Annotated in this window: 29 protein-coding genes and 1 riboswitch; of the genes, 14 read left to right on the plus strand and 15 right to left on the minus strand. The window is 68.3% G+C overall.

Annotated elements, in window-relative coordinates; all coding sequences use genetic code 11:
• Positions 1–20: 20 nt before the first annotated feature.
• The gene (gene thiC / locus ACFYV1_RS15725) at positions 21–1,820 is read right to left on the minus strand and encodes a phosphomethylpyrimidine synthase ThiC (RefSeq protein WP_389396023.1); all 1,800 of its coding nucleotides are present in this window, start codon (positions 1,818–1,820) and stop codon (positions 21–23) included.
• Positions 1,813–1,946, minus strand: a riboswitch (TPP riboswitch). It overlaps the preceding gene by 8 nt.
• Positions 1,947–2,017: 71 nt before the next feature.
• Between thiC and ACFYV1_RS15730 the strand changes: the two genes are divergently transcribed.
• Positions 2,018–3,349, plus strand: coding sequence for a YibE/F family protein (locus tag ACFYV1_RS15730; RefSeq protein ID WP_389396024.1), 1,332 nt, complete (start codon positions 2,018–2,020; stop codon positions 3,347–3,349).
• Between the two features lie 105 nt (positions 3,350–3,454).
• On the opposite strand, the gene ACFYV1_RS15735 is transcribed toward ACFYV1_RS15730, so the two are convergent.
• From ACFYV1_RS15735 to ACFYV1_RS15750, 4 genes are all read right to left on the minus strand, one after another.
• The gene (locus ACFYV1_RS15735; protein ID WP_389396025.1) at positions 3,455–3,889 is read right to left on the minus strand and encodes an SsgA family sporulation/cell division regulator; all 435 of its coding nucleotides are present in this window, start codon (positions 3,887–3,889) and stop codon (positions 3,455–3,457) included.
• 144 nt (positions 3,890–4,033) lie between these two features.
• On the minus strand, positions 4,034–4,804 hold the full coding sequence (locus tag ACFYV1_RS15740; protein WP_389396026.1) for an IclR family transcriptional regulator: 771 nt from the start codon (positions 4,802–4,804) through the stop codon (positions 4,034–4,036).
• Between the two features lie 266 nt (positions 4,805–5,070).
• Positions 5,071–5,277: a DUF5326 family protein gene (locus ACFYV1_RS15745; protein ID WP_389396437.1), complete on the minus strand. Its 207-nt coding sequence runs from the start codon at positions 5,275–5,277 to the stop codon at positions 5,071–5,073.
• Positions 5,278–5,404: 127 nt separating this feature from the next.
• The gene (locus tag ACFYV1_RS15750; RefSeq protein WP_389396027.1) at positions 5,405–5,722 is read right to left on the minus strand and encodes a cupin domain-containing protein; all 318 of its coding nucleotides are present in this window, start codon (positions 5,720–5,722) and stop codon (positions 5,405–5,407) included.
• A gap of 51 nt (positions 5,723–5,773) precedes the next feature.
• On the opposite strand from ACFYV1_RS15750, the gene ACFYV1_RS15755 reads away from it, so the two are divergent.
• The 4 genes from ACFYV1_RS15755 to ACFYV1_RS15770 all read left to right on the plus strand — a co-directional run bounded on the left by ACFYV1_RS15755 (position 5,774) and on the right by ACFYV1_RS15770 (position 8,964).
• Positions 5,774–6,151, plus strand: a complete 378-nt coding sequence (locus ACFYV1_RS15755; protein ID WP_389396028.1) for a phage holin family protein — start codon at positions 5,774–5,776, stop codon at positions 6,149–6,151.
• A 17-nt stretch (positions 6,152–6,168) separates the two neighbouring features.
• Positions 6,169–7,335, plus strand: coding sequence for a cystathionine gamma-lyase (locus tag ACFYV1_RS15760; protein ID WP_389396029.1), 1,167 nt, complete (start codon positions 6,169–6,171; stop codon positions 7,333–7,335).
• A gap of 196 nt (positions 7,336–7,531) precedes the next feature.
• Positions 7,532–8,422, plus strand: coding sequence for a LysR family transcriptional regulator (locus tag ACFYV1_RS15765; protein ID WP_389396030.1), 891 nt, complete (start codon positions 7,532–7,534; stop codon positions 8,420–8,422).
• 62 nt (positions 8,423–8,484) lie between these two features.
• Positions 8,485–8,964 carry an NUDIX domain-containing protein gene (locus ACFYV1_RS15770; RefSeq protein WP_389396031.1) on the plus strand — a complete coding sequence of 160 codons (480 nt, stop codon included), beginning with the start codon at positions 8,485–8,487 and terminating at the stop codon, positions 8,962–8,964.
• A 24-nt stretch (positions 8,965–8,988) separates the two neighbouring features.
• On the opposite strand, the gene ACFYV1_RS15775 is transcribed toward ACFYV1_RS15770, so the two are convergent.
• Entirely contained in the window at positions 8,989–9,630 is a 642-nt protein-coding gene (locus ACFYV1_RS15775; RefSeq protein ID WP_389396032.1) for an HAD family hydrolase, read from the minus strand.
• Positions 9,631–9,707: 77 nt separating this feature from the next.
• Here ACFYV1_RS15775 and ACFYV1_RS15780 point away from each other — a divergent pair, with 77 nt between their 5' ends.
• From ACFYV1_RS15780 to ACFYV1_RS15790, 3 genes are all read left to right on the plus strand, one after another.
• The gene (locus ACFYV1_RS15780; protein ID WP_389396033.1) at positions 9,708–10,253 is read left to right on the plus strand and encodes a DUF2269 domain-containing protein; all 546 of its coding nucleotides are present in this window, start codon (positions 9,708–9,710) and stop codon (positions 10,251–10,253) included.
• A gap of 4 nt (positions 10,254–10,257) precedes the next feature.
• The gene (locus ACFYV1_RS15785; RefSeq protein ID WP_389396034.1) at positions 10,258–11,112 is read left to right on the plus strand and encodes a GNAT family N-acetyltransferase; all 855 of its coding nucleotides are present in this window, start codon (positions 10,258–10,260) and stop codon (positions 11,110–11,112) included.
• Positions 11,113–11,231: 119 nt separating this feature from the next.
• On the plus strand, positions 11,232–11,720 hold the full coding sequence (locus ACFYV1_RS15790; RefSeq protein ID WP_389396035.1) for a MarR family winged helix-turn-helix transcriptional regulator: 489 nt from the start codon (positions 11,232–11,234) through the stop codon (positions 11,718–11,720).
• A gap of 72 nt (positions 11,721–11,792) precedes the next feature.
• Here the strand turns inward: ACFYV1_RS15790 and ACFYV1_RS15795 are convergent, their stop codons facing one another.
• Entirely contained in the window at positions 11,793–13,175 is a 1,383-nt protein-coding gene (locus ACFYV1_RS15795; RefSeq protein ID WP_389396036.1) for a serine hydrolase domain-containing protein, read from the minus strand.
• Positions 13,172–13,627, minus strand: coding sequence for a helix-turn-helix transcriptional regulator (locus ACFYV1_RS15800; protein WP_389396037.1), 456 nt, complete (start codon positions 13,625–13,627; stop codon positions 13,172–13,174). The genes ACFYV1_RS15795 and ACFYV1_RS15800 overlap by 4 nt, the downstream gene beginning before the upstream one ends.
• A 20-nt stretch (positions 13,628–13,647) precedes the next feature.
• Between ACFYV1_RS15800 and ACFYV1_RS15805 the strand changes: the two genes are divergently transcribed.
• The gene (locus ACFYV1_RS15805; RefSeq protein WP_389396038.1) at positions 13,648–13,776 is read left to right on the plus strand and encodes a hypothetical protein; all 129 of its coding nucleotides are present in this window, start codon (positions 13,648–13,650) and stop codon (positions 13,774–13,776) included.
• 164 nt (positions 13,777–13,940) lie between these two features.
• On the opposite strand, the gene ACFYV1_RS15810 is transcribed toward ACFYV1_RS15805, so the two are convergent.
• Positions 13,941–14,354, minus strand: coding sequence for a VOC family protein (locus ACFYV1_RS15810; RefSeq protein WP_389396039.1), 414 nt, complete (start codon positions 14,352–14,354; stop codon positions 13,941–13,943).
• Positions 14,355–14,567: 213 nt separating this feature from the next.
• Between ACFYV1_RS15810 and ACFYV1_RS15815 the strand changes: the two genes are divergently transcribed.
• Positions 14,568–15,146, plus strand: a complete 579-nt coding sequence (locus tag ACFYV1_RS15815) for a dihydrofolate reductase family protein (RefSeq protein ID WP_389396438.1) — start codon at positions 14,568–14,570, stop codon at positions 15,144–15,146.
• 7 nt (positions 15,147–15,153) lie between these two features.
• Here the strand turns inward: ACFYV1_RS15815 and dnaB are convergent, their stop codons facing one another.
• On the minus strand, positions 15,154–16,614 hold the full coding sequence (gene dnaB / locus ACFYV1_RS15820; RefSeq protein WP_389396439.1) for a replicative DNA helicase: 1,461 nt from the start codon (positions 16,612–16,614) through the stop codon (positions 15,154–15,156).
• 456 nt (positions 16,615–17,070) lie between these two features.
• Here dnaB and ACFYV1_RS15825 point away from each other — a divergent pair, with 456 nt between their 5' ends.
• Positions 17,071–18,408, plus strand: a complete 1,338-nt coding sequence (locus ACFYV1_RS15825; RefSeq protein ID WP_389396040.1) for an MATE family efflux transporter — start codon at positions 17,071–17,073, stop codon at positions 18,406–18,408.
• A gap of 96 nt (positions 18,409–18,504) precedes the next feature.
• Here ACFYV1_RS15825 and rplI read toward each other — a convergent pair whose 3' ends face one another.
• The 4 genes from rplI to rpsF form a co-directional block, all read right to left on the minus strand.
• Positions 18,505–18,951, minus strand: a complete 447-nt coding sequence (rplI, locus tag ACFYV1_RS15830; protein WP_159689879.1) for a 50S ribosomal protein L9 — start codon at positions 18,949–18,951, stop codon at positions 18,505–18,507.
• Positions 18,952–18,969: 18 nt separating this feature from the next.
• On the minus strand, positions 18,970–19,206 hold the full coding sequence (gene rpsR, locus ACFYV1_RS15835; protein ID WP_005315025.1) for a 30S ribosomal protein S18: 237 nt from the start codon (positions 19,204–19,206) through the stop codon (positions 18,970–18,972).
• Positions 19,207–19,250: 44 nt separating this feature from the next.
• Complete coding sequence (locus tag ACFYV1_RS15840; RefSeq protein ID WP_389396041.1) at positions 19,251–19,835, minus strand: single-stranded DNA-binding protein; 585 nt, start codon at positions 19,833–19,835, stop codon at positions 19,251–19,253.
• Between the two features lie 74 nt (positions 19,836–19,909).
• Positions 19,910–20,200 (minus strand): 30S ribosomal protein S6, encoded by a 291-nt coding sequence (gene rpsF / locus ACFYV1_RS15845; RefSeq protein WP_093655579.1) that lies wholly within the window; start codon positions 20,198–20,200, stop codon positions 19,910–19,912.
• A gap of 271 nt (positions 20,201–20,471) precedes the next feature.
• On the opposite strand from rpsF, the gene ACFYV1_RS15850 reads away from it, so the two are divergent.
• From ACFYV1_RS15850 to ACFYV1_RS15860, 3 genes are all read left to right on the plus strand, one after another.
• Positions 20,472–20,786 (plus strand): hypothetical protein, encoded by a 315-nt coding sequence (locus ACFYV1_RS15850; protein ID WP_389396042.1) that lies wholly within the window; start codon positions 20,472–20,474, stop codon positions 20,784–20,786.
• 147 nt (positions 20,787–20,933) lie between these two features.
• Entirely contained in the window at positions 20,934–22,052 is a 1,119-nt protein-coding gene (locus tag ACFYV1_RS15855) for a lipid II:glycine glycyltransferase FemX (RefSeq protein ID WP_389396043.1), read from the plus strand.
• 76 nt (positions 22,053–22,128) lie between these two features.
• Positions 22,129–23,160, plus strand: coding sequence for an alanine racemase (locus ACFYV1_RS15860; RefSeq protein WP_389396044.1), 1,032 nt, complete (start codon positions 22,129–22,131; stop codon positions 23,158–23,160).
• A gap of 93 nt (positions 23,161–23,253) precedes the next feature.
• Here the strand turns inward: ACFYV1_RS15860 and ACFYV1_RS15865 are convergent, their stop codons facing one another.
• Positions 23,254–24,795 (minus strand): glycosyltransferase family 87 protein, encoded by a 1,542-nt coding sequence (locus tag ACFYV1_RS15865; protein ID WP_389396045.1) that lies wholly within the window; start codon positions 24,793–24,795, stop codon positions 23,254–23,256.
• Between the last annotated feature and the right edge of the window lie 91 nt (positions 24,796–24,886).

A 24,886-nucleotide genomic window follows, 5' to 3' on the forward strand; every position in this document is an offset into this window, starting at 1 on the left:
ACCGGCGACCACGCGTCATGTCATTCCGCGATCGGCAGGTAGACCCGGTTGCCCGAGGCGGCGAACTCCCTGGACTTCTCCGCCATGCCCGCCTCGGCCTCTTCCAGAGATCCACCGTCGCCCTCGCCCAGGTCACCGCCGTGCTTGCGCCGGATGTCCTGGGAGATCTTCATCGAGCAGAACTTGGGACCGCACATCGAGCAGAAGTGCGCGGTCTTCGCCGGCTCGGCGGGCAGCGTCTCGTCGTGGAACGCCCTTGCCGTGTCGGGGTCGAGGGCCAGATTGAACTGGTCCTCCCACCGGAACTCGAAGCGCGCGTCGGACAGCGCGTCGTCCCACTCCTGGGCTCCCGGGTGTCCCTTGGCGAGGTCCGCCGCATGGGCCGCGATCTTGTACGTGATGACGCCGGTCTTCACGTCGTCACGGTCCGGCAGGCCCAGGTGCTCCTTGGGCGTCACGTAGCAGAGCATGGCCGTGCCCCACCAGGCGATCATGGCCGCTCCGATGCCGGAGGTGATGTGGTCGTACGCGGGGGCCACATCGGTGGTGAGCGGGCCGAGCGTGTAGAACGGGGCCTCCTCGCAGATCTCCTGCTGGAGGTCGATGTTCTCCTTGATCTTGTGCATCGGGACGTGACCGGGGCCCTCGATCATCGTCTGCACATTGAACCGCTTGGCGATCGAGTTGAGCTCACCCAGCGTCTTCAACTCGGCGAACTGCGCCTCGTCGTTGGCGTCCGCGATCGAACCGGGCCGCAGACCGTCGCCGAGCGAGTAGGTCACGTCGTAGGCGGCGAGGATCTCGCAGAGCTCCTCGAAGTTCTCGTAGAGGAACGACTCCTTGTGGTGCGCCAGGCACCACGCCGCCATGATCGAGCCGCCGCGCGAGACGATGCCGGTCTTGCGGCGCGCCGTCAGCGGCACGTAGCGCAGCAGCACCCCCGCGTGGACCGTCATGTAGTCCACACCCTGCTCGGCCTGCTCGATGACCGTGTCCTTGTAGACGTCCCAGGTCAGTTCCTCGGCCTTGCCGTCGACCTTCTCCAGCGCCTGGTACAGCGGCACGGTGCCGATCGGTACGGGGGAGTTGCGCAGCACCCACTCGCGGGTGGTGTGGATGTTGCGACCGGTGGACAGGTCCATGACCGTGTCGGCGCCCCAACGCGTCGCCCACGTCATCTTCTCGACCTCCTCCTCGATCGAGGAGGTGACCGCGGAGTTGCCGATGTTGGCGTTGACCTTCACCAGGAACCGCTTGCCGATGATCATCGGTTCGATCTCGGGGTGGTTCACGTTCGCCGGCAGCACGGCCCGGCCTGCCGCGATCTCCTCGCGCACCACCTCGGGGGAGACGTTCTCGCGGATGGCGACGTACTCCATCTCGGGGGTGACCTCACCCCGGCGGGCGTACGCCAGCTGGGTCACGGCCCGGCCTTCGCGGCCGCGGCGCGGCTGGCGCGGGCGGCCCGGGAAGACCGCGTCGAGGTTCCGCAGCCCACCGCGGGGGGACGTGTGCTTGATCCCGTCGTCCTCGGGACGGACGGGCCGCCCCGTGTACTCCTCGGTGTCGCCGCGGCCGATGATCCAGTTCTCCCTGAGCGCCGGCAGACCGCGGCGTACATCGGTCTCGAGGTTCGGGTCGGTGTAAGGGCCGGACGTGTCGTACAGCGTCACGTCCTTGCCGTTCGTGAGGTGCACCTTGCGCACCGGCACGCGGAGGTCGGGGCGCGAGCCCTCGACGTATCCCTTGTGCCAGCCGATGGACTTCCCGGCCTCGTCGCTCTGGTTCGAGGCAGGCGTGCGTGCGTCCGATACGGTCATGAGACCTACTCCCTACGCCGGCATTACCCGGTAACAGGTTCGGCGGTCGGCGCAGCTCGTCCCGTACGGATGTACGAAGGTCAGCGCCCTCTCAGCCCGGTGCTCCGAGCTCCCGCGTGTGCAAAGGTGCCACCACGCTAGCGTCATGTCTGGCGCGCTGAACAGAGGGCCCCTCGCGTTCTTGCGATGATCGGTCCGTGACCTCATCGCCGCAGCCCCCAGAACCGCACGGCCAGGCCCACAGTCATGCGCACAGCCATGGGCCCGCCGCGCCAGTCTCCCAGCACCTCCGCAAGGTCATCGCCGCCGTGCTCATCCCGTTCGCGACGGCCGTCCTCGTCGGGCTCGCCGTGCTGTGGCCGGGCGGAGCGCCCGGCCACGAGCGCACCGGGGTCGGCTTCGACCGGCAGACCGAGCAGGGCAAGGTGGTCGCTCTCGTGAAGGTCGACTGCCAGGACGTCAACGCGGCACAGGTCCCGCCGACCGGGGACACCTCCACACCCGAGGGACGCGAGGCCGTCAACTCGCAGCAGGGCCGGTGCGGCAGGGCGACCGTCGAGGTGACCACGGGCAAGGACAAGGGCCGCGAATTCGTCGAGATCGTCCAGCCCGACGCACCAAGGCAGTTGAAGGAGGGCCAGGGCGTGGTCGTGGCCTACGCGCCCGACGCCCCGCGCGATCTCCAGTACTCGGTGACCGATGTGGACCGGGGCTTCCCGATGGCACTGCTGGCGGGCATCTTCGCCCTCGTCGTGGTGCTGGTGGGACGGATGCGCGGTGTGATGGCCCTGATCTCGCTGGCGATCTCGTTCGCCGTACTGACACTGTTCATCCTGCCCGCGATCCTGCAGGGGTCGAACCCCCTGGTGGTCGCGGTGGTCGGGGCGAGCGCCATCATGCTGATCGCGCTCTACATGTGCCACGGAGTGACCGCGCGGACCTCCGTCGCCGTACTGGGGACCTTGATCTCCCTGCTGCTGATCGGGCTGCTCGGCTCACTCTTCATCGGCTGGGCGAGCCTGAGCGGCAACACCGACGACAACACCGGTCTGATCCACGGTCTCTACCCGGAGATCGACATGAGCGGACTGCTGCTCGCGGGAGTGATCATCGGTTCGCTCGGCGTCCTCGACGACGTGACGGTCACCCAGACCTCCGCCGTGTGGGAACTGCACCAGGCCGACCCGGACATGGGCCCGCGCGCCCTCTACCGCTCCGCCATCCGCATCGGCCGCGACCACATCGCGTCGGTCGTCAACACGCTCGTGCTCGCCTACGCGGGCGCGGCGTTGCCGCTTCTGCTGCTCTTCTCCATCGCCCAGTCCAGTGTGGGCACCGTGGCCAACAGCGAACTGGTGGCGGAGGAGATCGTACGGACGCTGGTGGGATCGATCGGCCTGGTCGCCTCGGTGCCGGTCACGACCGCGCTCGCCGCCCTGGTGGTCTCCGCCGACCGCTCGGGGACGCCGGCACCGTCCGGCGCCGCACCCGCCCGCACCGGTGGCAGGGGACGCCGGCGCAAGCGGTGAGGCGAGCGGGGCCGCGGAAGCGGGGCCGGTGAACCGGGGCCGGGGATGCGGGGCCGGGGATGCGGGGCCGGGGATGCGGGGCCGGGGATGCGGGGCCGGGGAACGTCAGCCCGCGTTCTCCTCGGCGAGGATACGTCCGAGCGCCTCCTCCAGACTCATCTCGAAGTCACCGAGAGTGAGCTCCTGGCCCATGGGCAGCAGCTTGTCCGTACGGTCGAGGAAGGCGACCAGCGGCGGTGCTCCTACCCGGAACAGCGCCGAATCGCCGCCGACCCGGAGCCGGATGCTGACGTCCGACAGGCTCTCGGGTCCGATGGGGGCGATGTGCACATCACCCTCCCCGCTGGGCCCGTTGATCCCGTCGAGCAGCAGCTCGCGCCCGAACGCCCAGGTCACGGGCGCATCGCCTGGCAGGTGGAAGGTCATCCGCACCGCGTACGGATCTCCTGTCTCATAACCCAGTTCCACCGGGATCCGGAAGGAGAGTTCCTCGGAGACGAGGAAGCTCATCAGAACCTCGGCCTGGACCGACTCGCGCATCACATACCCCGCAGCAGATGAAGCATTGGTTGAACCCGTCTGAACCCGTACTGGCAAAGCAGAAGAAAACGGCCAGGAACGATCCCCCTAGACCCTCTTGCGTAATCGTGGTCCAAGGTCTAGCAGATCACAAGGAGTGATATTTCAGATACTGATAGAGAAGGCAAGTGACCCCAACAGCCCACCGATTGCCGCACTCAACTGCTCGACGGCCGGGAGCAGTCGGGCTTCCTGATGCAGGGGCAGAGAAATCGCCATAGTTGCGATACCGGAACCGACAGTGATCGGAATAGCAGCGCAGACCGTGCCGATTGCATATTCCTGACGTTCGACAACAGGTTCCGTACGGCCATGACCGGCGAGTTTCTCGAGCAGACCGCGCCGGTCCCGCACCGTGTACGGCGTCACGGCCTGCACGGGATGACGGTCGAGATGATCGTGGCGTGACGATTCGTCGAGCTGGCCCAGCAGACACTGACCGATCGCGTGCGCGTGCCCGGTCTCACGGAAGTCAGCCCACTCGGTGACGGCCGGCGCGTAGGGCGTGTCGGAGACCGCGACGATCTCGATCTCACCCTCGCGGTAGACGGCGAAGTAGACAGGCACCCCGATCGCGTCACGCCAGTGCGCGAGGGACTCCTCGAGGGTGCTGCGGCGGTTCGGCGGCGCACCGCCGGACACCAGCCGCTCGACCGCGCTCCCGAGCGCGTACACGCCGTTCCTGCGCCTCAGATAGTTCTCGTGGGTCAGAGTGCGCAGCAGATGGTAGGCGGTCGGCAACGGGATCCCCGCCTCCCGTGCGAGCAGCTTCGCGGGAGCTCCGTCCGGATGTGCGCCGGCGGCGTCCAGCAATCTCAACGCCCGCTGCACCGAGCCGATCAGAGTAGGAGCAGCGGCTTTCGTCGCCCCGGCCACAGGTCACCCCCAGGCGTGGTGACGGGCAGCACGCCCGCCCGCGGGGGCCGCCCCCGCGCGACCGCCGCAGCCCCGGGCCCTGAACGGCCTTTCGGCCCCCGGACGGGCGAAACCGCTGGTGAGAGCGATCTTGCTCCGGGACAATCCCGAGGGGCGGCAGCGAAGAACCACTCTAATGGCAGCATCCGGCACGGCATGCGGTCAGTTCGGCGGTTTCCCCCGGCCGGGCTAATGGCCGCCCGGCGGCGCCCCGGAAACCCCCGGGCCTAAGGGCGTGAGCCGGAAGCCGCCATGAACTTCCGGACGACGAAGACCAGTCCGCCTACGAGAGCCACGAAGATCAGCAGCTTGAAGAGCAGGTTGATCACGAACCCGACGACGCTCGCGATGACCCCTCCGAAAACGGCGAGCACGATCACGGGAACCGCGACCCACTTCACCCACCACGGCATCCCCGCGAATATCTCCCGCACAGCCATCGCCCCTTCCTCGTCTCTCCGTGTTGCCTGCCTTCGATGCTAGGCGGGCAAAGGCACGGAAACGGATCCGCGAGCCCTGGAGCTCCCCTGACCGTCCCCCTAGGGACAACCGGGGGTGCCGTCAGCTCTCGGGCGGAGAGAAGACCACCATGACCCGCAGGTCTTCGCTGATGTGGTGGAACTTGTGCGGCACCCCCGCCGGCACGTAGACGACACTGCCCCGCGCGACCTGCGTGGTCTCCATGCCGACGGTGATCGCCGCCCGGCCGCTCACCACGAAGTACACCTCGTCCTGCTTGTGGGGGAGCTGGGGGTCGATCTCACCGGCGTCCAGTGCGTACAGGCCGACCGACATGTTCCGTTCGCGCAGGAACTGCAGATACGCGCCGTCGTTGGCGGCGCGTTCCGCCTCCAGCTCGTCCAGTCGGAATGCCTTCATCGCGGTCCCGCCCCTGCACTTGGTCCGATCACGTCTGCCACGATCAGACACATGATGAATTTCCTAGTCAAGACGATCGCCAACGCCGGTGCCCTGTGGGTGGCCGTGTGGTTGCTGCAGGACATCACACTGACCGGCGACAGCACCGGCAAGAAGGCATGGACGCTGATCCTGGTCGCACTGCTCTTCGGCCTGGTGAACTTCGTCGTCAAGCCCGTGGTGAAGCTGCTGACCCTGCCCCTGTTCATCCTCACCCTCGGCCTGATCACCCTGGTGATCAACGCCCTGATGCTGCTGCTCACCTCGTGGCTCGCCGACAACTTCGACCTGAGCTTCCACGTCGAGGGATTCTGGACAGCGGTTCTCGGCGGTCTGATCATCTCCGTCGTCTCCTGGGCGCTGAACCTCGTCCTGCCCGACAAGGACTGAGCTGAGGAGCGACAGACATGCCCGACACGACCCAAGGGGACGGCACCACGGCGGTACGGGCCGGCCTGCCGGAGCCGGTGAAGTACGAGCCGACCCTGCCCGGCCCTGTCTTCGCCGCCCATTTCCACCTGCCTGGTGAACCGACCGGCCCCTACACCTACGGCCGCGACGAGAACCCGACGTGGACCCACCTCGAGCGCGCCATCGGTGAGCTCGAGGCGCCCGGGGAGAGAGTCGAGACCGTCGCCTTCGCCTCCGGTATGGCGGCGATCTCCGCCGTACTGATGTCCCAGCTGAAGGCGGGCGATGTCGTCGTCATGCCCGACGACGGCTATCAGGCCCTGCCTCTGGTGCACGAGCAGTTGCGGGCGTTCGGCATCGAGGTCCGTACGGCCCCGACCGGCGGCGACGCGCAGGCGGACCTGCTCGACGGAGCCCGACTGCTGTGGATGGAGACCCCCTCCAACCCCGGCCTCGACGTGTGCGACGTCCGGCGGCTGGCGGACGCCGCCCATGAGGCCGGGGCGCTCGTCGCGGTCGACAACACCCTGGCCACCCCGCTGGGGCAGCGGCCGCTCGAGCTGGGCGCGGACTTCTCCGTGGCCAGCGACACCAAGGGCATGACCGGCCACGGCGACATCCTGCTCGGACATGTGACCTGTCGTGACCCGCAGCTCGCGGCCGGGGTACGGCGCTGGCGCAAGATCGTCGGGGCGATCCCCGGCCCGATGGAGGCTTGGCTCGCGCACCGGTCGCTGTCGACGTTGCAACTGCGTGCCGACCGGCAGAGCGCCAACGCCCTTGCCGTGGCACGGGCGCTGAACGGCCGCCCCGAGGTCAGCGGTCTGCGCCATCCGGGTCTGCCGGGCGATCCCTCGCACAGCATCGCCGCACGCCAGATGCGGCGTTTCGGCTGTGTGGTCTCCTTCAGCCTGCCGGACCGGGCCCACGCCGAGCGGTTCCTCGACGGGCTGCGACTGGTCGACGACGCGACCAGCTTCGGCGGCGTGCGCTCCACCGCGGAGCGGCGCGGCCGTTGGGGCGGTGACGCCGTCGCGGAGGGCTTCATCCGATTCTCGGCGGGCGCGGAGGACGAGGCGGATCTGGTGTCCGACGTGCTGCGGGCGCTGGACGAGGCCGCCTCTCCCGCAGGGGACGTGCCACTGCCCACACCGGACCGCTGATCGCGGCGACCTGCGGCGGACGGTCCGAGCCTCCCCCCTCGTGGCTCGGACCGTCCCGGCTCTCGCGCGCCAAGAACCGTTCCGACAAGGCTAGTTGACTCTGCGTCAGTGTCCAATCACGGTAGCGACAGAGACCTATCGACTTATTTATAGTTGACCGGGTTCGGGGGCAACGTCGGATCGGGAAGGGCATGGCATGGATCTGGCCCTGCTGCGCACATTCGTCACGGTGCACCGGGCCGGGTCCTTCACGCGTGCCGCCGCGCTGCTCGGACTCTCCCAGCCCGCGGTCACCGGCCAGATCCGCACGCTCGAACGGCAACTCGGCAAACCCCTCTTCCTGCGCCAGGCGCGCGGCGTCACCCCCACCACCATCGGCGACGAACTCGCCCACCGGGCGGCTCCCCACCTCGACGCCCTCCTCGAGATAGCCGAAGCCGGTCTGGCCGGCGAGACGGGCGTCCGCACACTCCACCTCGCCGGCCCGCCGGAGTTCACCTCCGTGCGCGCCCTCCCCGCTCTCACCCCTCTGATCAGCCAGGGACTCGCCCTGCGAGCCTCGTTCGGAAACGCCGAGGAGACCCTCGCCGGGCTCGCCGCAGGACACCACGACCTCGCCATCGCAACCGCCCGGCCCCGAGGGCGGCTGCTCACCGCCATGGCCCTCTGCGACGAGGAGCATGTCCTGGTCGCAGCTCCCCGATGGGCGGGGCACCTGCGTCCCGCCGTGCTGCGCCAAGGTCATGTCGTCCTCGAGCAGCTGCCGGTGGTCGAGGTCCACGAATCCTTACCGTTCGTCTCGCGCTACTGGCACGCCGTCTTCGATTCCCCGCCGGCCGCGGCAGGCGCCGTCATCGCACCCGACCTGCGAGCGGTCCTGGAGACCACGGTCTCCGGAGCGGGACTCGCCGTCCTGCCGCGCTACCTCTGCGAGGACGCCCTCGAAGGCGGTCGCGTGGTCGCGCTCCTCGACCCTCCGGTGCCGCCTCTGCGCACCTATTTCCTCGCCGTACGCACCGGAACGCTCGCCCATCCCCATATCGCCCGGGCCCACGAAGAGCTGCTGCGCGCCGCCGTGGACTGGTGACCGGCACGGCTCAGTAGGGCCGCGGGAGTTTCAGAAGCGGAGACATGGGCCACTCTCTTGCCATGACCGAACGACCAGTGGTCAAGCGCACCGCACGCGCCATCCTGCTCGACGGCGACGACCTCGTCCTGATCAAGCGGACCAAGCCCGGCGTGGACCCCTACTGGCTCACGCCCGGCGGCGGCGTCGAGCCCGAGGACGCCACCGTCGTCGACGCTCTGCACCGGGAGGTCGACGAGGAACTCGGCGCCAAGATCACGGACGTGGTCCCGTGCTTCGTCGACACCGTGGAACACATCGCGGACGGCGGTGTGACGGGTGTGAAGGTGCAGCACTTCTTCGTCTGCCGCCTGGAGTCCATGGATCCCTCGCTGCGGCACGGCCCCGAGGTCGAGGAACCGTGCGGGGAGTACGAGATCGTACGTGTGCCGTTCAGCCGCGTCGGAATCGCAGCCGTCCACCTGGTCCCGCTGTCTCTTCGGCACTACCTGGACGGCAACATCGAGGGCGTCAGAGCCATGCACGCCCCTGATCTGGGCTGATGATCCGGGCTGAGCCGGGCGGTGCTACCGATCGGCACAGACCAGTTCGTATGCCTCGCGCAGATCGTTTCCCGTGTACGTGTGCGTGGCCAGTCCGGAGACATGGTGATCGGCGTTCACAGCCACGGCTGTGGGTACCGCCGCGAAGATCGCGGCGTCCGACATGGAATCGCCGTAGGCGATGCAGGCGTCCGGTCCCACGCCGAACTCTGCGCACAGCCGCCCGGCGATCTCCACCTTCGCGGCCGCACTGAGAATGCCTGCCGGCTCCACGGGCCGGGTGAAGGGAACATCCGGAAAGCGGGATCCATGAGCCGCATGGGCGCCCCAGCCGAGCAACCGCTCCACGAAGAAGGACGGCGAGAGGGAGATGACGGCGCAGAAGTCGCCTGCCGCCCGGATCTCGCTCCACACCTCCTGAATGCCCAGAAGCCACGGGGCGGAGTCGAACGCCGCCGACACATGAGCATCGGTGAGGTCCGTCCACAGAGCATGCACCCGCACCGCGTACTCCGGTGGGCCGATCCGGCCCGCGATGATGTCCCGCTCAACCTCACCGATCTCCTCCAGCAGCCCGAGCTGGCGAGATATCTCTACGGGTGCCGCCGAACCGCGGATCAGGGTGCCGTCCAGATCGAAGATGTGAAGCCTCGGCTGTCTGCTCATGTACGCCGAGGTTAGTAGCCGCGATTACTCCCGTCGTCAGACGCATCAGCACCGCACCGCCCGGCACTGTGTTTCACGTGAAACCACTGAAGCGCCCCGTTCGCCGGGCAACCCTCGTCGTCCATGTCGCCGCGTCGGCCGGCTGGCTCGGGCTCACCCTTGGCCTGCTGGCGCTGGCGCTCACCGCGTACACCACGGAATCCGCTTCCGTGATCGAAGCCTCGTACCGCTCGATGAGGGTCTTCACGGACTGGCTGGTGCTGCCCGTGGCGTTCCTCACCCTGGTCAGCGGCCTCGTACTGTCGCTGGGCACCAAGTGGGGCCTGGCCCGGCACCGTTGGGTCTTCATCAAGTTCTGGCTGACCCTGGCCACCACCACGGGGTCCGCCCTCGCCCTGCGCCCCGGAGTGAGCAGCGCTGCCGACACGGTCGCCGCCGGCGGGACCGTCACCGAACCGCGCGACCTGCTGATGGGGCCGGTGGTCTCGTTGACCGCCTATCTCTTCATGACCGTCATCTCGGTCCTCAAGCCGTGGGGACTCACTCGCCGCGGCCGCCGTCTGCGCGTCTCGGCCAGTTCGCCAAAACTGGTGGACGAACGATCAACGCGTCAGACAGTCTGACCTCATGCAGACACCGTTGTCCGAACTCCCCATCAGGCGCCTGACCAGGGACGACCTCACTGCCTGCGCCGATCTCTCCCAGGACCGCGGCTGGCCGCGCGAGGAGCACAAGTGGGGCCTGCTGCTCGCGGCCGGCACCGGCTACGGGATCGACGACCCCGAGGGCAAGGGCCTTGTGACCGCCTGCGTCGTCACCCACTACGGCACCGGCCTGGCCGCCATCGGCATGGTGCTGGTGGCCGAACGCTCTTCCCGCCAAGGCGTCGGACGCCGATTGATGAAGCACGTCCTGAAGGAAACCGGCAGTATCCCTGTCACCCTTCATGCCACACCTAACGGAAAGCCCCTCTACGAAACGCTGGGCTTCGCCTCCACCGGTCGCGCCGAGATGGTCCGCGGTCACTTCACCGCTTCCGGGCCTCAGCCACAGGTGCCGACCCGCCCGGCGACCGCGGAGGACCTCCCGGCGATACTCCGCCTTGATCACGAGGTCTTCGGCGCCGACCGCACTCACATGATCACCCGGCTGCCCTCCTTCGCCGACCAGCTCCTCGTCACGGAGATCGACGGAGCGCTGACGGGCTACGCGGCAGCCTGGCCGAACATGGACACACATGTCGTGGGACCGCTGATCGCCCAGGACACCGAAACGGCCAAGGCCCTCATCGCCTCGCTGGCCGCCGGCACCGATCGGCCGCTGCGCACCGACATCGACGTCCGCCACGAAGAACTGCTGGCCTGGGTGAAGGACCAGGGGTTGGCACCGATCGCCTTCAACGCCGTGATGACTCTCGGCATGCCGGAGCTGCCCGGCGACTGGACCCGCCGTTTCGCACCGCTCACGGTGGCCGCGGGCTGAACTGCGTCGGCGGCACACCGAGCCGGGCACAGAAGGCCGGGATAGTTGCAAGCGCGGTCTATTGCAGTCATGCCCTACCCTGGATGACAAGCAAGCTTCGGCAGTCGAGGAGGAGAAACATGACAGCGACCGACCCTGCACTCACCGCCCTCGCCCAGGGCTGGTGCGCCCTCTCGCTGCTCCACGGCCGGATCGAGACCCACATCGAGCGAGCTCTCGAGGCAAAGCACAACCTCAGCGCCCGCGAGTACTCGCTCCTGGACGTCCTCAGCCGCCAGCACGACGGTGTAGGCGGTCACCTCCAGATGAAACAGGTCGCCGACGCCGTCGTGCTCAGCCAGAGCGCCACCACCCGCCTGGTCACACGCCTTGAGGACCGCGGACTGCTGGCCCGCTACCTCTGCCCCACCGACCGCCGCGGCATCTACACCGATGTCAGCGACACCGGCCTCCAACTGCTCGCCGAAGCTCGGCCCACGAACGACGCTGCGCTCCGTGAAGCTCTCGACGACGCCGCGAAGAATCCTGAGCTCGCTCCGTTGGTCAGGGCTGTCGAAGAGCTCAAGGTGCCGGCCCGTACCGCTCAGGCCCCGGTCGAGGCGGCCTGAGCACTCTCTGTTGGTTTCACGTGAAACCAACAGAGAGTGCTTCTGATTTCACGTGAAACCGGCACTCATGCTTCAGAAGCGAAACCCCTGCCAGCCGGACGGGTCCACCCCACCGGGAACGGCATCGCCAGGCCCATACGGCTCACGGGTGAAGACGAACGAGCCCAGATCCAGGTGGCTCACCGATCCGTCGTCCCGACGCACCACCCGCAGCGTCTCCCCTGCGTAGTACCCGTCGAGACCGATCCAGGACTCCTTCCCTCGGGCACGGAAGCGAGAACGACGGCCTCCGCCCCGCAGCGGCTCCAGCTCCACACCTCCTTCGGCGACCAGACGCAGGCCGTAGGTGTAGGTCCCCCAGTACCAGGGGCCCGTCAGCGCCAACAGTTCCTGATCCACCTCGGGCAGAGGGCGCCACGGCTCAGGGATCCGCGGCTCCGCGTCGGCGACGATGCGCACCAGGTCCGCGGCGACCGTAGCCGTCGGCGGCCCCGAGGTGGCATTGGCCAGCGCCACTGCGGCCACGCCGTCCTCCACGCTCACCCACAGCCCGGCGAGGAATCCCGGCAGCGAGCCCGAATGCCCGATGAGGGTGCGGTCCGCGTCACGGACGATCTGCAGCCCCAACCCGTAGTTGCCGTTCCACTCCCCCGCTTCCGGCGGTGCCGACGGCGTACGCATCTCCCGTACGGACTCCGCTCCGAGTACCCGGTCATCTCCTGCGGCAAGGAAGACGGCGAAGCGGCACAGGTCACCGGCAGTGGACCAGAGCTGCCCGGCAGGGGCCATGAGCCCCAGATCCTCGATGGGCTCGGGAAGCATGACATCCGCCCACGGATGGACCGCCCAGCCCCCGGCATGAGGCGCCTGCGGCTGCGTACCCGTCCGCTTCAGGCCGAGGGGCTCGAGGATCTCCTGCCGCAGCACCTCTTCCCAGGGCTCTCCCCGCAGCGCCTCGACCAGGGAACCGAGCAGCGTGTAACCGGGATTGGAGTAATGGTGCCGTCGGCCGGCAGGGTGCATCGCCGTCTCGTCGCCGAGCACGTCCGACAACTCGGGGCGCAGGGAACCGGGGGTCCGTTCCCACCAGGGCGCCGGCGCCTCCGCGCTCAGGCCCGCGCTGTGCCCGAGCAACTGGGCGATGGTCACTTCACCGGCTCCGGTGCCGGGCAGATGCTTCTCCAGGGCGTCATCGAGATCGAGCAGTCCCTCGTCCCGCAACCGCATCACGAGAACCGCGGTGAACGTCTTGGTGATGGAACCGATGCGGTACTGGGTGTCGGCGTCCGGCGCATGCCCGTCCACAGAGGTACGGGAACCCGTCCACACCAGATGCCCGTCGCGCTGGACAGCGGCGGCGAAGGACGGCGCACGACCTTCGCTCTGAGCGACGGCGATGCGGTGCAGCAGCGCCCGGCGCGTGCTGGGGAGAAGTTCTTCCAACGATGAGGTCATGAAGCAGGTCTATCGGTGCCGGTCCGCCGCGTCGACCGCATTACCGGGACACGCGGGTCCAGGAGTCCCACAGCCTCAGTGCCCGTTGCGCGGCGCCGATAGACGCCGGGCGGCATGCCGATCAACTCCGTGAAGCGGGCTCCGAATGTGCGCGACGACGTACAGCCGACCGCGAAGCAGACCTCGGTGATGGTGAGGTCGCCTCGTCGCAGCAGCACCGTCGCCCGCTCGATGCGACGCCTCATCAGATACGCGTTGGGCGACTCCCCATAGGCCAACCCGAACTGGCGGCTCAGGTACCCCGCGGACATGTCCGCGGCGCGGGCGAGAGCTTCGACGGTCAACGGCTGTGCGTACTCCCGGTCGATCCGGTCACGGACGCGGCGCATTCGCGCGAGGTCGCTCAGGCGCTGCGCCGCGATGCGTGCGCGTCTCCACGAGGCGTGGCACATAGGAGAACTCCCTTTCGTCGATGTCCGCGAGCACCTGGGTCGGCACGCCGGAGTCGAACCCGCGGAACGAGTCGGCCGAGCAGTCGCTCGGCGGCGCCGGGCCTGAACCCGATGGTCCGCCAGGCGAGGAGGCGAGCGCCGCCCTGTGAACGGTGGCACGCACCTCGGACTCGGTGGCCGTCATGGCAAGCGCCTCCGCGAAGGCGCGGCCACCGAGGCTGGTCCATGAGCACGGCCCGGCGGCGCCGGCTGCCTCACTCTCCGCCAGGGGCCGCGACGTTCACCGTCACGGCGGACGCGATGACCCGACCGCTCAGCGAAGTTCCTGGATGCGGACCATGTTGCCCGCGGGATCACGGAAGGCACAGTCGCGGATGCCGTAGGGCTGCTCGGTCGGCTCCTGGACGACCTCGACGTCGCCGGCCCGCACGACCGTCTCGAAAGTGCCGTCGAGGTCACGGGTGGCCAGCAGGATCCAGCCGTAGGTTCCCTTGGCCATCATCTCGGCGATGGTGCGGCGCTCGTCCTCGGTGACACCGGGGTCGGCGGCAGGAGGTGCCAGGAGGATCGACGTACCGGGCTGGCCGGCGGGGCCGACCGTGATCCACCGCATCTTGCCCTGCCCGACGTCGCTGCGGACCTCGAAGCCGAGAACGTCGCGGTAGAAGACCAGGGACGCGTCCGGGTCGTCGTGCGGGAGGAAGCTCGTGTGAATGGTGATGTCCATGCCGATCAGGCTAGGCGCGGCCACGTGACCCCGCTTCTCGATTCCTGATCGATCCGGTCGGCCGTTCCTGGGCGTACTCCGGGCTGCCGGAACCGCGGAGGCCTTGGACGATGAGTTTCGCCGCCATTGTCAGTCTTTATCTGCAACGCACGATCCATCGCACTCACCGCGCTGACCGCGTTCACCGCGTTCACCACGCTCGAGGAGATCCTCATGCCCGCTACATACACCTTCGATGTCTTTTCCAGCCTCGACGGCTTCGGCGCCGCCGGCGGCGACTGGACCGGCTACTGGGGCAAGCAGGGACCCGAGCTCCTCGATCACCGCCTCTCTCTGTACCGCGAGGAACAGCGGATGGTCCTCGGTGCCAACACGTACCGGGCGTTCGCTCAGATGCTGGCCTCGAGCACGGCGGAGTCGGAGGTGCGGGACCCATGGGTCACCCGCATGAGGAGCCTGCCGGCAACGGTGGTGTCGACGACATTGACAGGCCCTCTCGACTGGCCGGACGCGAGCATCGTGAGCGGCGACGCCGTCGACGTCGTCGCGCGGCTCAAGCAGGAGTCCGAGGTGCCTTTGCGCTCGCACGGGAGCCTGTCGATGAACCGGGCGCTGATGGCCGCCGGCCTCGTCGACCGCGTCCAGGTGACGCTCTTCCCGGTGATCACCGGTGAGACCGGGCTGGACCCCATCTTCCGGGGCGCGGCCGACTTCGACCTCGAACTGATCGAGTGCCGGACCCTCGACGGCCACATCCAGGAGCTCGTCTACCGGCCCACCCTGCACGTCTGAGTCCGGATCAGGTCTGTGCCATGTCCACGAAGCGTGAGTAGTGGCCCTGGAACGCCACGGTGATCGTCGCGGTGGGACCGTTACGGTGCTTGGCCACGATCAGGTCCGCCTCGCCCGCGCGCGGCGACTCCTTCTCGTAGGCGTCCTCACGGTGCAGCAGAATCACCATGTCCGCGTCCTGCTCGATCGAGCCGGACTCACGCAGGTCCGAGACCATCGGCTTCTTGTCCGTGCGCTGTTCGGGTCCACGGTTCAGCTGGGACAGCGCGATCACCGGTACCTCGAGCTCCTTGGCCAGCAGCTTGAGGTTACGGGACATGTCGGAGACCTCTTGCTGACGGCTCTCCGCCCTCTTGGAACCACCCGACTGCATGAGCTGCAGGTAGTCGATGACCACGAGCTTCAGATCGTTGCGCTGCTTCAGCCGTCGGCACTTGGCCCGGATCTCCATCATGGAGAGGTTCGGCGAGTCGTCGATGTAGAGCGGCGCCTGCGACACGTCCGGCATCCGGCGCGCCAGCCGCGTCCAGTCCTCGTCCGTCATCGTGCCCGACCGCATGTGGTGCAGGGCCACTCGGGCCTCGGCGGACAGCAGTCGCATCGCGATCTCGTTGCGGCCCATCTCCAGCGAGAAGATCACGCTCGGCAGATTGTTCTTGATCGAGGCGGCACGTGCGAAGTCCAGCGCCAGAGTCGACTTACCCATGGCGGGACGGGCGGCGATCACGATCATCTGGCCCGGGTGCAGGCCGTTCGTCAGGGAGTCGAAGTCCGTGAAGCCCGTCGGCACACCGGTCATCTCGCCACTGCGGGAGCCGATCGCCTCGATCTCGTCGAGAGCGCCCTCCATGATGTCGCCCAGCGGCAGGTAGTCCTCGCTCGTGCGCTGCTCGGTCACGGCGTAGATCTCGGCCTGCGCCGAGTTCACGATCTCGTCGACGTCGCCGTCGGCGGCGTAGCCCATCTGCGTGATCTTGGTGCCGGCCTCCACGAGCCTGCGCAGCACGGCGCGCTCATGGACGATCTCCGCGTAGTACGAGGCGTTGGCCGCCGTCGGCACCGACTGGACGAGCGTGTGGAGGTACGGAGCGCCTCCGACCCGGGTGATCTCGCCCCGTTTGACCAACTCGGCGGCAACGGTGATCGGGTCGGCCGGCTCGCCCTTGGCATAGAGATCGAGAATGGCCTGGTAGACCGTTTCATGGGCCGGCCGGTAGAAGTCGTGGCCCTTGATGATCTCCACGACGTCGGCGATGGCGTCCTTGGACAGCAGCATGCCGCCGAGTACGGACTGCTCAGCGTCGAGGTCCTGGGGCGGAACGCGCTCGAATCCGGGAGATCCGCCGTCCCAGCCGCCGCCTTCCCTGCCGCGGTCGTGCTGGTCGTCACGGCCACGTCCTTCACCCCGGCGTTGACGGGAGGCGGGGAGTCGGTCCCCCGGACTGTCGGCCGCCCACGGGTCGTCCAAGGGCTCGGAAATGCTCACCCGGGCCACCTCCTCCCGTCCGCTCCACGGACGTACGCCATGGCACTCTTTCTATGCCACGGCACTGACAGAACGAGCCGCCCGACTCCGCTTCCAGCGGGTGCTTTCGCACGTCGGGCGACGGTCCACGGTAGGCCCGGCGGCACCTTCAGCCAATCTGGTTATCCACAGGCCGTGTGGACGAAGGACCGGATGCTGTGGAGAACCCTCCGCAACCTGTGCACGGACCAGGGGACAGCACTGTGGAAAAGTTCACGGCCTACACATGGAAGGCCCTCTGACCTGGCGATTTCGCATCCACCGCCTGTGGGGGAGAAAAACTTTCCGAGCCGGAGCAAGATCACGACAAACGGCACACGGACGGGCGGGTGACCCACTCCGCTGTAAGGACTGCCTGGGCATTGCATCTCTTACCTGTGGAAGATTAGATTGGGCGGCATGACACAGGCACCGGCAGGGGCGAAAGAACGACGGCGACGGCAGGACCGGGAGATCATCGCACTCGCCGTTCCGGCCTTCGGCGCGCTGGTCGCCGAGCCCCTGTTCGTGATGGTCGACAGCGCGATCGTCGGCCATCTCGGCACGCCGCAACTCGCGGGTCTCGGCGTCGCCGCCGCCCTGCTGATGACCGCGGTGAGCGTATTCGTTTTCCTGGCCTACGCCACCACGGCAGCTGTCGCGCGGCGGGTGGGCGCGGGAGATCTCCAGGCGGCCATCCGCCAGGGGATGGACGGGATCTGGCTGGCCCTGGTCCTCGGCGTCGCCGTCATCGCCGTCACATTGCCCACAGCCCCCTGGCTGGTGGAGGTGTTCGGCGCCTCCGACACCGCCGCGCCGCACGCGATCACCTATCTGCGAATCTCCAGTTTCGGCATTCCCGCCATGCTGATCGTGCTCGCGGCCACCGGCGTACTGCGTGGACTTCAGGACACACGCACCCCGCTGTACGTGGCGATCGGCGGATTCACCGCCAACGCGGGCCTCAGCGCCGGCCTGGTCTACGGAGCCGGGCTCGGCATCGCCGGCTCCGCCTGGGGCACCGTGATCGCTCAGTGCGGCATGGCCGTCGCATACCTCGTCGTCGTGGTCCGCGGGGCACGGCAGCACGGGTCCTCACTGCGACCCGACGCAGCAGGTATTCGCGCCAGCGCCCAGGCGGGCGTCCCTCTGCTGGTGCGTACCCTCTCGCTGCGAGCAGTGCTCATGATCGCCACCGCTGTGGCCGCTCGCCTCGGCGACACGCACATCGCCGCTCACCAGATCGTGCTCTCCCTGTGGAGCCTGCTGGCTTTCGCGCTGGACGCCATCGCCATCGCCGGACAGGCCATCATCGGGCGCTGTCTCGGTGCCGGCGACGCGAACGGTGCACGAGAGGCATGCCGGCGGATGGTCCAGTGGGGCGTGGCGGCGGGGGTGGTGCTCGGGATCCTCGTGGTCGTCTCCCGCCCGCTGTTCATCCCCTTGTTCACGGGCGATCAGGCGGTGCAGAACACCCTGCTTCCGGCACTTCTGGTCGTCGCGGTGTCACAGCCGATCGCGGGTGTCGTCTTCGTGCTGGACGGCGTCCTGATGGGCGCGGGCGACGGGCCGTATCTGGCGGCCGCCATGCTCCTCACGCTGGTGGTCTTCGCACCGGTCGCGCTGCTGGTCCCCGCCCTCGGGGGCGGCCTGACCGCACTGTGGTGGGCGATGACCTTGATGATGGGGGTCCGGTTGCTGACCCTCTGGTGGCGTGCGCGTTCCGGGCGATGGATCGTGACCGGGGCGACCCGCTGAGCGTCGTTTCACGTGAAACAACGCTCAGCCACAGCATGCGGAAGGGCCGCACCCCGGAGGATGCGGCCCTTCGTGCTGCTCTGGTGAGCTCAGCGCTTACGCGGCGACGACCTCGACGCCGAGCTGCGCGGCGACCTCGGGGTGCAGACGCACGGACACCTGGTGCGAGCCCAGGGTCTTGATCGGCGAACCGAGCTCGACGCGACGCTTGTCGACCTCCGGGCCACCGGCGGCCTTGATCGCCGAGGCGATGTCGGCCGGGGTGACGGAGCCGAAGAGGCGGCCGGCGTCGCCGGAGCGAACGGCGAGGCGCACCTTGACGGCCTCGAGCTGGCCCCTGATGGAGTTGGCCTGCTCGATGGTCGCGATCTCGTGGATCTTGCGGGCGCGGCGGATCTGCGCCACGTCCTTCTCGCCACCCTTGGTCCAGCGGATCGCGAAACCACGCGGGACCAGGTAGTTGCGAGCGTAACCGTCCTTGACGTCGACGACATCGCCGGCGGCACCGAGGCCAGAGACCTCGTGGGTGAGGATGATCTTCATGTTCTGGTCACCCTTCCCTTATCGCGCGGTGGACGTGTAGGGCAGCAGCGCCATCTCACGGCTGTTCTTGACGGCCGTGGCGACGTCACGCTGGTGCTGCGTGCAGTTGCCGGTCACGCGGCGGGCACGGATCTTGCCGCGGTCGGAAATGAACTTCCGCAGCATGTTCGTGTCCTTGTAGTCCACGTACGCGGTCTTGTCCTTGCAGAATGCGCAGACCTTCTTCTTAGGCTTGCGCACAGGCGGCTTCGCCATGTGTGTTTCTCCTGTGTGATCAAGAAGTGGGGGTACGGGCTGCCCTAGAAGGGCGGCTCGTCCGAGTAGCCGCCGCCGGAACCGCCGGAGCTTCCGCCCCAGCCGCCCCCGCCCTGCTGGCCGCCGCCGGCCGGAGCGCCGGTGGCCCAGGGGTCGCCGGCGGGTGCCCCGCCGCCCTGCTGCTGGCCGCCGCCGGGGCCGCCGCCCCAGCCGCTGCCCTGCTGGCCGCCGCCACCGCCGCCGTAACCGCCCTGGCCGCCGCGACCGGTGGTCTTGGTGACCTTGGCCGTGGCGTTCTTGAGGCTGGGGCCGACTTCCTCGACGTCCAGCTCGAAGACCGTGCGCTTGACGCCCTCGCGGTCGTCGTAGGACCGCTGCTTCAAACGGCCCTGCACGACAACGCGCATGCCCTTCTGGAGCGACTCGGCGACGTTCTCCGCCGCCTGACGCCAGACCGAGCAGGTGAGAAACAGGCTCTCGCCGTCCTTCCACTCATTGGTCTGACGGTCGAAGGTGCGGGGAGTGGACGCGACGCGGAACTTCGCGACCGCCGCACCGGACGGGGTGAAGCGCAGCTCGGGGTCGTCGACGAGATTGCCGACGACCGTGATGACGGTCTCGCCTGCCATGGGTGAACCTCTCGGCGGGGATTGCTTCTGGCTGCTTGCTGCTACTCGAACCCGATGACCTCTGAGCTAGAAGCTCAGTGGGTCTCGGGACGGAGGACCTTGGTCCGGAGGACCGACTCGTTCAGGTTCATCTGGCGGTCGAGCTCCTTGACGACCGCAGGCTCGGCCTGCAGGTCGATGACCGAGTAGATGCCCTCGGGCTTCTTCTTGATCTCGTAAGCGAGACGACGACGGCCCCAGGTGTCGACCTTCTCAACCTTTCCGTTGCCCTCACGGACGACGGAGAGGAAGTTCTCGATCAGCGGGGAGACAGAACGCTCCTCGAGATCGGGGTCGAGGATGACCATCACCTCGTAGTGACGCATGTGGAACCCACCTCCTTTGGACTCAGCGGCCACGGTCGTTCCGTGGCAGGAGGGTCGTGATGCGTGAGCAACGGTATCGGCCGCCACTGACAATCCCCCTCCGAGGAGTGGAGATCGCGTCGTGGGCAGGGCAGACACCGGTGCAGACCGTACAGAGTACCTGCATCCCGGCTTCCGGTTGAAATCCGCTGGCCGATGGCCGCAATCTGTACACATCGGGTGCGCGCGGCGCTACCATGCGCCGCCTTCCGGCACAGCCAGGAGGTGCCTCATGGCACATGCAGTGCGACGTCAGTCCCCCGCTTCCCTCCTCAACACGGACGGAAAGCCTCATCCGCTCCAGGACACTCTGATGGCGGTGACGCTGGTACTCGGCGCTCTCGCGTTCATCACGGCGATGTTCCACCACCTGCATCTGCTGAGCTCGTGGGCGGGACTCATCGGGATCGCCACGGGCGCGTACGGGCAGTTCATCTCGGTCACGACCCGCGAGCGGTTCCTGCTGATCATCGGCCTGGGCGCGTCCGCGGTGGGGTTCTTCCTGGGGATGGCCCACGGCGGTCTCTTCGGCGGCGTCCTCGGCTGAGCCCGGGGGCCCGGCGGCGCAGGAGCGGCCGGTCGACGCCCCGCTCCTGCGCACAGCCATTCGGGGCCCCACCACAGACCAGTAGGCTTCGGCGCGAGAGCCGGAGCCCCTGACCCATGGGGACACACCTGCCGAGGAGCGCCCCGCATGAGCCTGACCCTGAGGACCATCAGCCGTGAGCAGCATCTGGCTTACATCCAGAGCCTGCCCTCGGCAAGTCACTGCCAGGTCCCGGCGTGGGCGGACGTGAAGACGGAATGGCGCTCGGAGAACCTGGGCTGGTTCGACAAGAGCGACGCCCTCGTCGGCGTGGGTCTGGTGCTCTACCGCCAGCTCCCCAAGATCAAGCGCTATCTGGCGTACATGCCCGAGGGGCCGGTGATCAACTGGTACGCCCCGAACCTGGACGACTGGCTGCAGCCGATGCTGGCGCACCTCAAGAACCAGGGCGCCTTCTCCGTGAAGATGGGCCCCCCTGTGGTCATTCGCCGCTGGGATGCTCCGGCGATCAAGGCCGGGATCCAGGACCCGGACGTGAAGCGCCTGCGCGACGTGGAGGCGACGCACATCGAGCCGCGTGCGTTCGAGGTGGCGGACAGGCTGCGCAAGATGGGCTGGCAGCAGGGCGAGGACGGCGGCGCCGGCTTCGGCGATGTGCAGCCGCGCTACGTCTACCAGGTGCCCCTGGCCAACCGGTCCCTCGACGACGTCCTCAAGGGCTTCAACCAGCTGTGGCGGCGCAACATCAAGAAGGCCGAGAAGGCCGGTGTCGAGGTCGTCCAGGGCCGGTACGAGGACCTCGAGGAATGGCAGCGGCTGTACGAGATCACCGCTGTGCGGGACCGCTTCCGGCCGCGGCCGCTGTCGTACTTCCAGCGCATGTGGACGGTGCTGAACAACGAGGACCCGAACCGGATGCGCCTGTACTTCGCGCGCCACAACGGGGTCAACCTCTCCGCGGCGACGATGCTGGTCGTCGGCGGTCACGTCTGGTACTCGTACGGCGCCTCGGACAACATCGGACGTGAGGTCCGGCCCTCCAACGCGATGCAGTGGCGGATGCTCCGCGACGCGTACGCGATGGGCGCGACGGTCTACGACCTGCGTGGCATCAGCGACTCGCTCGACGAGACGGACCACCTCTTCGGCCTCATCCAGTTCAAGGTGGGCACCGGTGGCGAGGCCGTCGAGTACGTCGGCGAGTGGGACTTCCCGCTCAACAAGCTGCTCCACAAGGCGCTGGACATGTACATGTCCCGTCGCTGACGACGCCGCGAGCGAATCCGTACTCTCGTACACACCTTTGACACACCGCAGCCACCAGAAAGGTTCCGGGCCGGCCATGGCGCTCTCCCTCTACGTCGACACCGCGCGCTGGCGGGCGCATCAGAAGTCGGTGATCGACCAGTTCCCCGGTCTCGTCCCGGTCTGCAAGGGCAACGGCTACGGCTTCGGACACGAGCGGCTGTCGGAGGAGGCGGCCCGCTTCGGTGCCGACATGCTGGCCGTGGGCACGACCTACGAGGCCGCACGGATCAAGGACTGGTTCGGTGGCGACCTGCTGGTGCTCACCCCCTTCCGGCGAGGCGAGGAGCCGGTCCCGTTGCCCGACCGGGTGGTCCGCTCCGTCTCGTCGGTCGACGGCGTGCACGCGCTGGTGGGGGCCCGCGTCGTCATCGAGTGCATGAGCTCGATGAAGCGGCACGGCGTCTCCGAGCAGGACCTCGGTCAACTGCACGCGGCCATAGAGGACGTGCGGCTGGAGGGCTTCGCCCTGCACCTTCCACTGGACCGCCCGGACGGCTCCGACGCCGTCGAGGAGGTCATCACCTGGATGGACCGGCTGCGTGCGGCCAGGCTGCCGCTGCACACGATGTTCGTGAGCCATCTGCGCGCCCAGGAACAGGCGCGGCTGCAGCAGCAGTTCCCGCAGACCCGCTTCCGCGCACGCATCGGCACCCGGCTGTGGCTCGGTGACCACGAGTCGACGGAGTACCGCGGCGCCGTGCTGGACGTCACCCGCGTGGCCAAGGGGGATCGTTTCGGCTACCGCCAGCAGAAGACCGCCTCCGACGGCTGGCTCGTCGTGGTGGCCGGCGGCACGTCGCACGGGGTCGGCCTGGAGGCACCGAAGGCACTGCACGGCGTGATGCCTCGTGCCAAGGGCGTGGCGCGGGCGGGCCTCGCGACGGTCAACCGCAATCTGTCGCCGTTCGTGTGGTCGGGCAAGCAGCGCTGGTTCGCCGAACCGCCCCACATGCAGGTCTCGATCCTCTTCGTACCCTCCGACGCGCAGGAGCCGAAGGTCGGGGACGAGCTGGTCGCCCACCTCCGTCACACGACCACCCAGTTCGACCGCCTGGTGGACCGTTAGGGCCTCTCGTTCGGATCGGGCCGGAAACGACGCCGGCCCCGCCCGGAGGGGGCGAGGCCGACGGGAACCCGGTCAGGACGGACGTGCCACGGCTCAGCCCGACGGCTGGGGTTCCGTCTCCCGTCCGCCCGTGTCTGAGACACCCCACTCGACGCGCGGCGCCTCCTCCGACTGTGCCGCGTGCCGGGGCGGGTGCGCGGCCGGGCCGAGGACGAACGCGTCCGGGGCGCCGTCGAGCACGCCCCCGCCGGGGTCGTCCGACCCGTCCTGGCGTACGCCGTCGCGTTCCGGCATGAGGATGTCGCGCACGATCACGGCGCAGAGGTACAGCGTCCCGAGCAGGTGCAGCACGATGGCCACCTGGTAGCCCTCGGGCGGCAGACCCTGGTGCTTGGAACTGGTCGTGTACGCGAGGTACATCCAGATGCCCAGGTAGTACATGACCTCGCACGCCTGCCAGACGAGGAAGTCCCGCCAGCGCGGCCGGGCGAGCGCGGCGAGCGGAATCAGCCACAGCACGTACTGCGGCGAGTAGACCTTGTTGGTGAGGATGAACGCGGCCACGACCAGGAAGGCGACCTGGGCGAAACGGGGGCGGCGCGGTGCTCTCAGGGTGAGGAGGCCGATGCCCGCACAGGCCACGATCATCAGCAGGGTGGCGTAGGTGTTGACCTTCTCGACGTCGATCGACTCGCCGGTGCGCTGTGTGATGACCAGCCAGAACGATCCGAAGTCGATGCCCCGCTCCTGGCTGAAGGTGTAGAACTTCTTCCACCCCTGCGGCGCGAGCAGCATCACGGGCAGATTGACGGCGAGCCAGGCCGCTCCCGCGCCGAGCGTCGCCGTGCCGAATTCCCGCCACTTGCCGGCCCGCCAGCACAGAACCAGCAGGGGCCCCAGCAACAGCACGGGATAGAGCTTCGCAGCGGTCGCCAGACCGATGAGGACACCGAAGGCGAGAACCCTGCCGCGTGACCACATCAGCATCGCCGCCGCGGTCAGCGCCACCGCGAGCAGGTCCCAGTTGATCGTGGCGGTGAGTGCGAACGCGGGGGCCAGGGCGACGAGCAGCGCGTCCCAGGGGCGCCTGCGGTGTGTACGGGTCACGCAGACGGCGATGACCGCCGCACAGACCATCAGCATCCCGGCGTTGATCATCCAGTACAGCTGCTGCTGAGCCTGTCCCGAGCTGCCGCCGACATGGCCGATCCAGGAGGCGACCTGCATGAACACACCGGTCAGCACGGGGTACTCGAGGTACTCCATGTCGCCGGGGAGCCGGTCGAAGTAGGGGATCAGACTCTCGGAGAAGCCACGACCGACGAACAGGTGCGGGATGTCCGAGTAACAGGCGTGGGTGTACTGCGAGCTCGTGCCTCTGAACCAGGCCCAGTTGTAGCAGGGCAGCTTCTGCACCATGCCGAGCGCGAACATGCCGATGGCGACGAGCGCCACCACGCGCACGGGTGTGAGCGGACCGCTGGCGCCACGCAGCGCCCAGCGCCCGGCCGGACCGCCGATCAGCTCACTGCCGGCGGCGGCGATCCGGTCGCGCCGGGTGGGGCGTACGTCCAAGGCCGCGGGGCGTACGGCGGGGCGTTCCTCGTACACGCTCGTCTCTTCTGCGCTGGGCATGGTGCACATCCTGCCGTACGGGTGCGGGAACACGGCGAGGGCCGCCGCCCCCGGGCCGGCACAGGTGCTGTGCCTTCCCGGACGCGGCGGC

The organism is Streptomyces sp. NPDC003023, assembly GCF_042888225.1.
GTDB lineage: Bacteria > Actinomycetota > Actinomycetes > Streptomycetales > Streptomycetaceae > Streptomyces.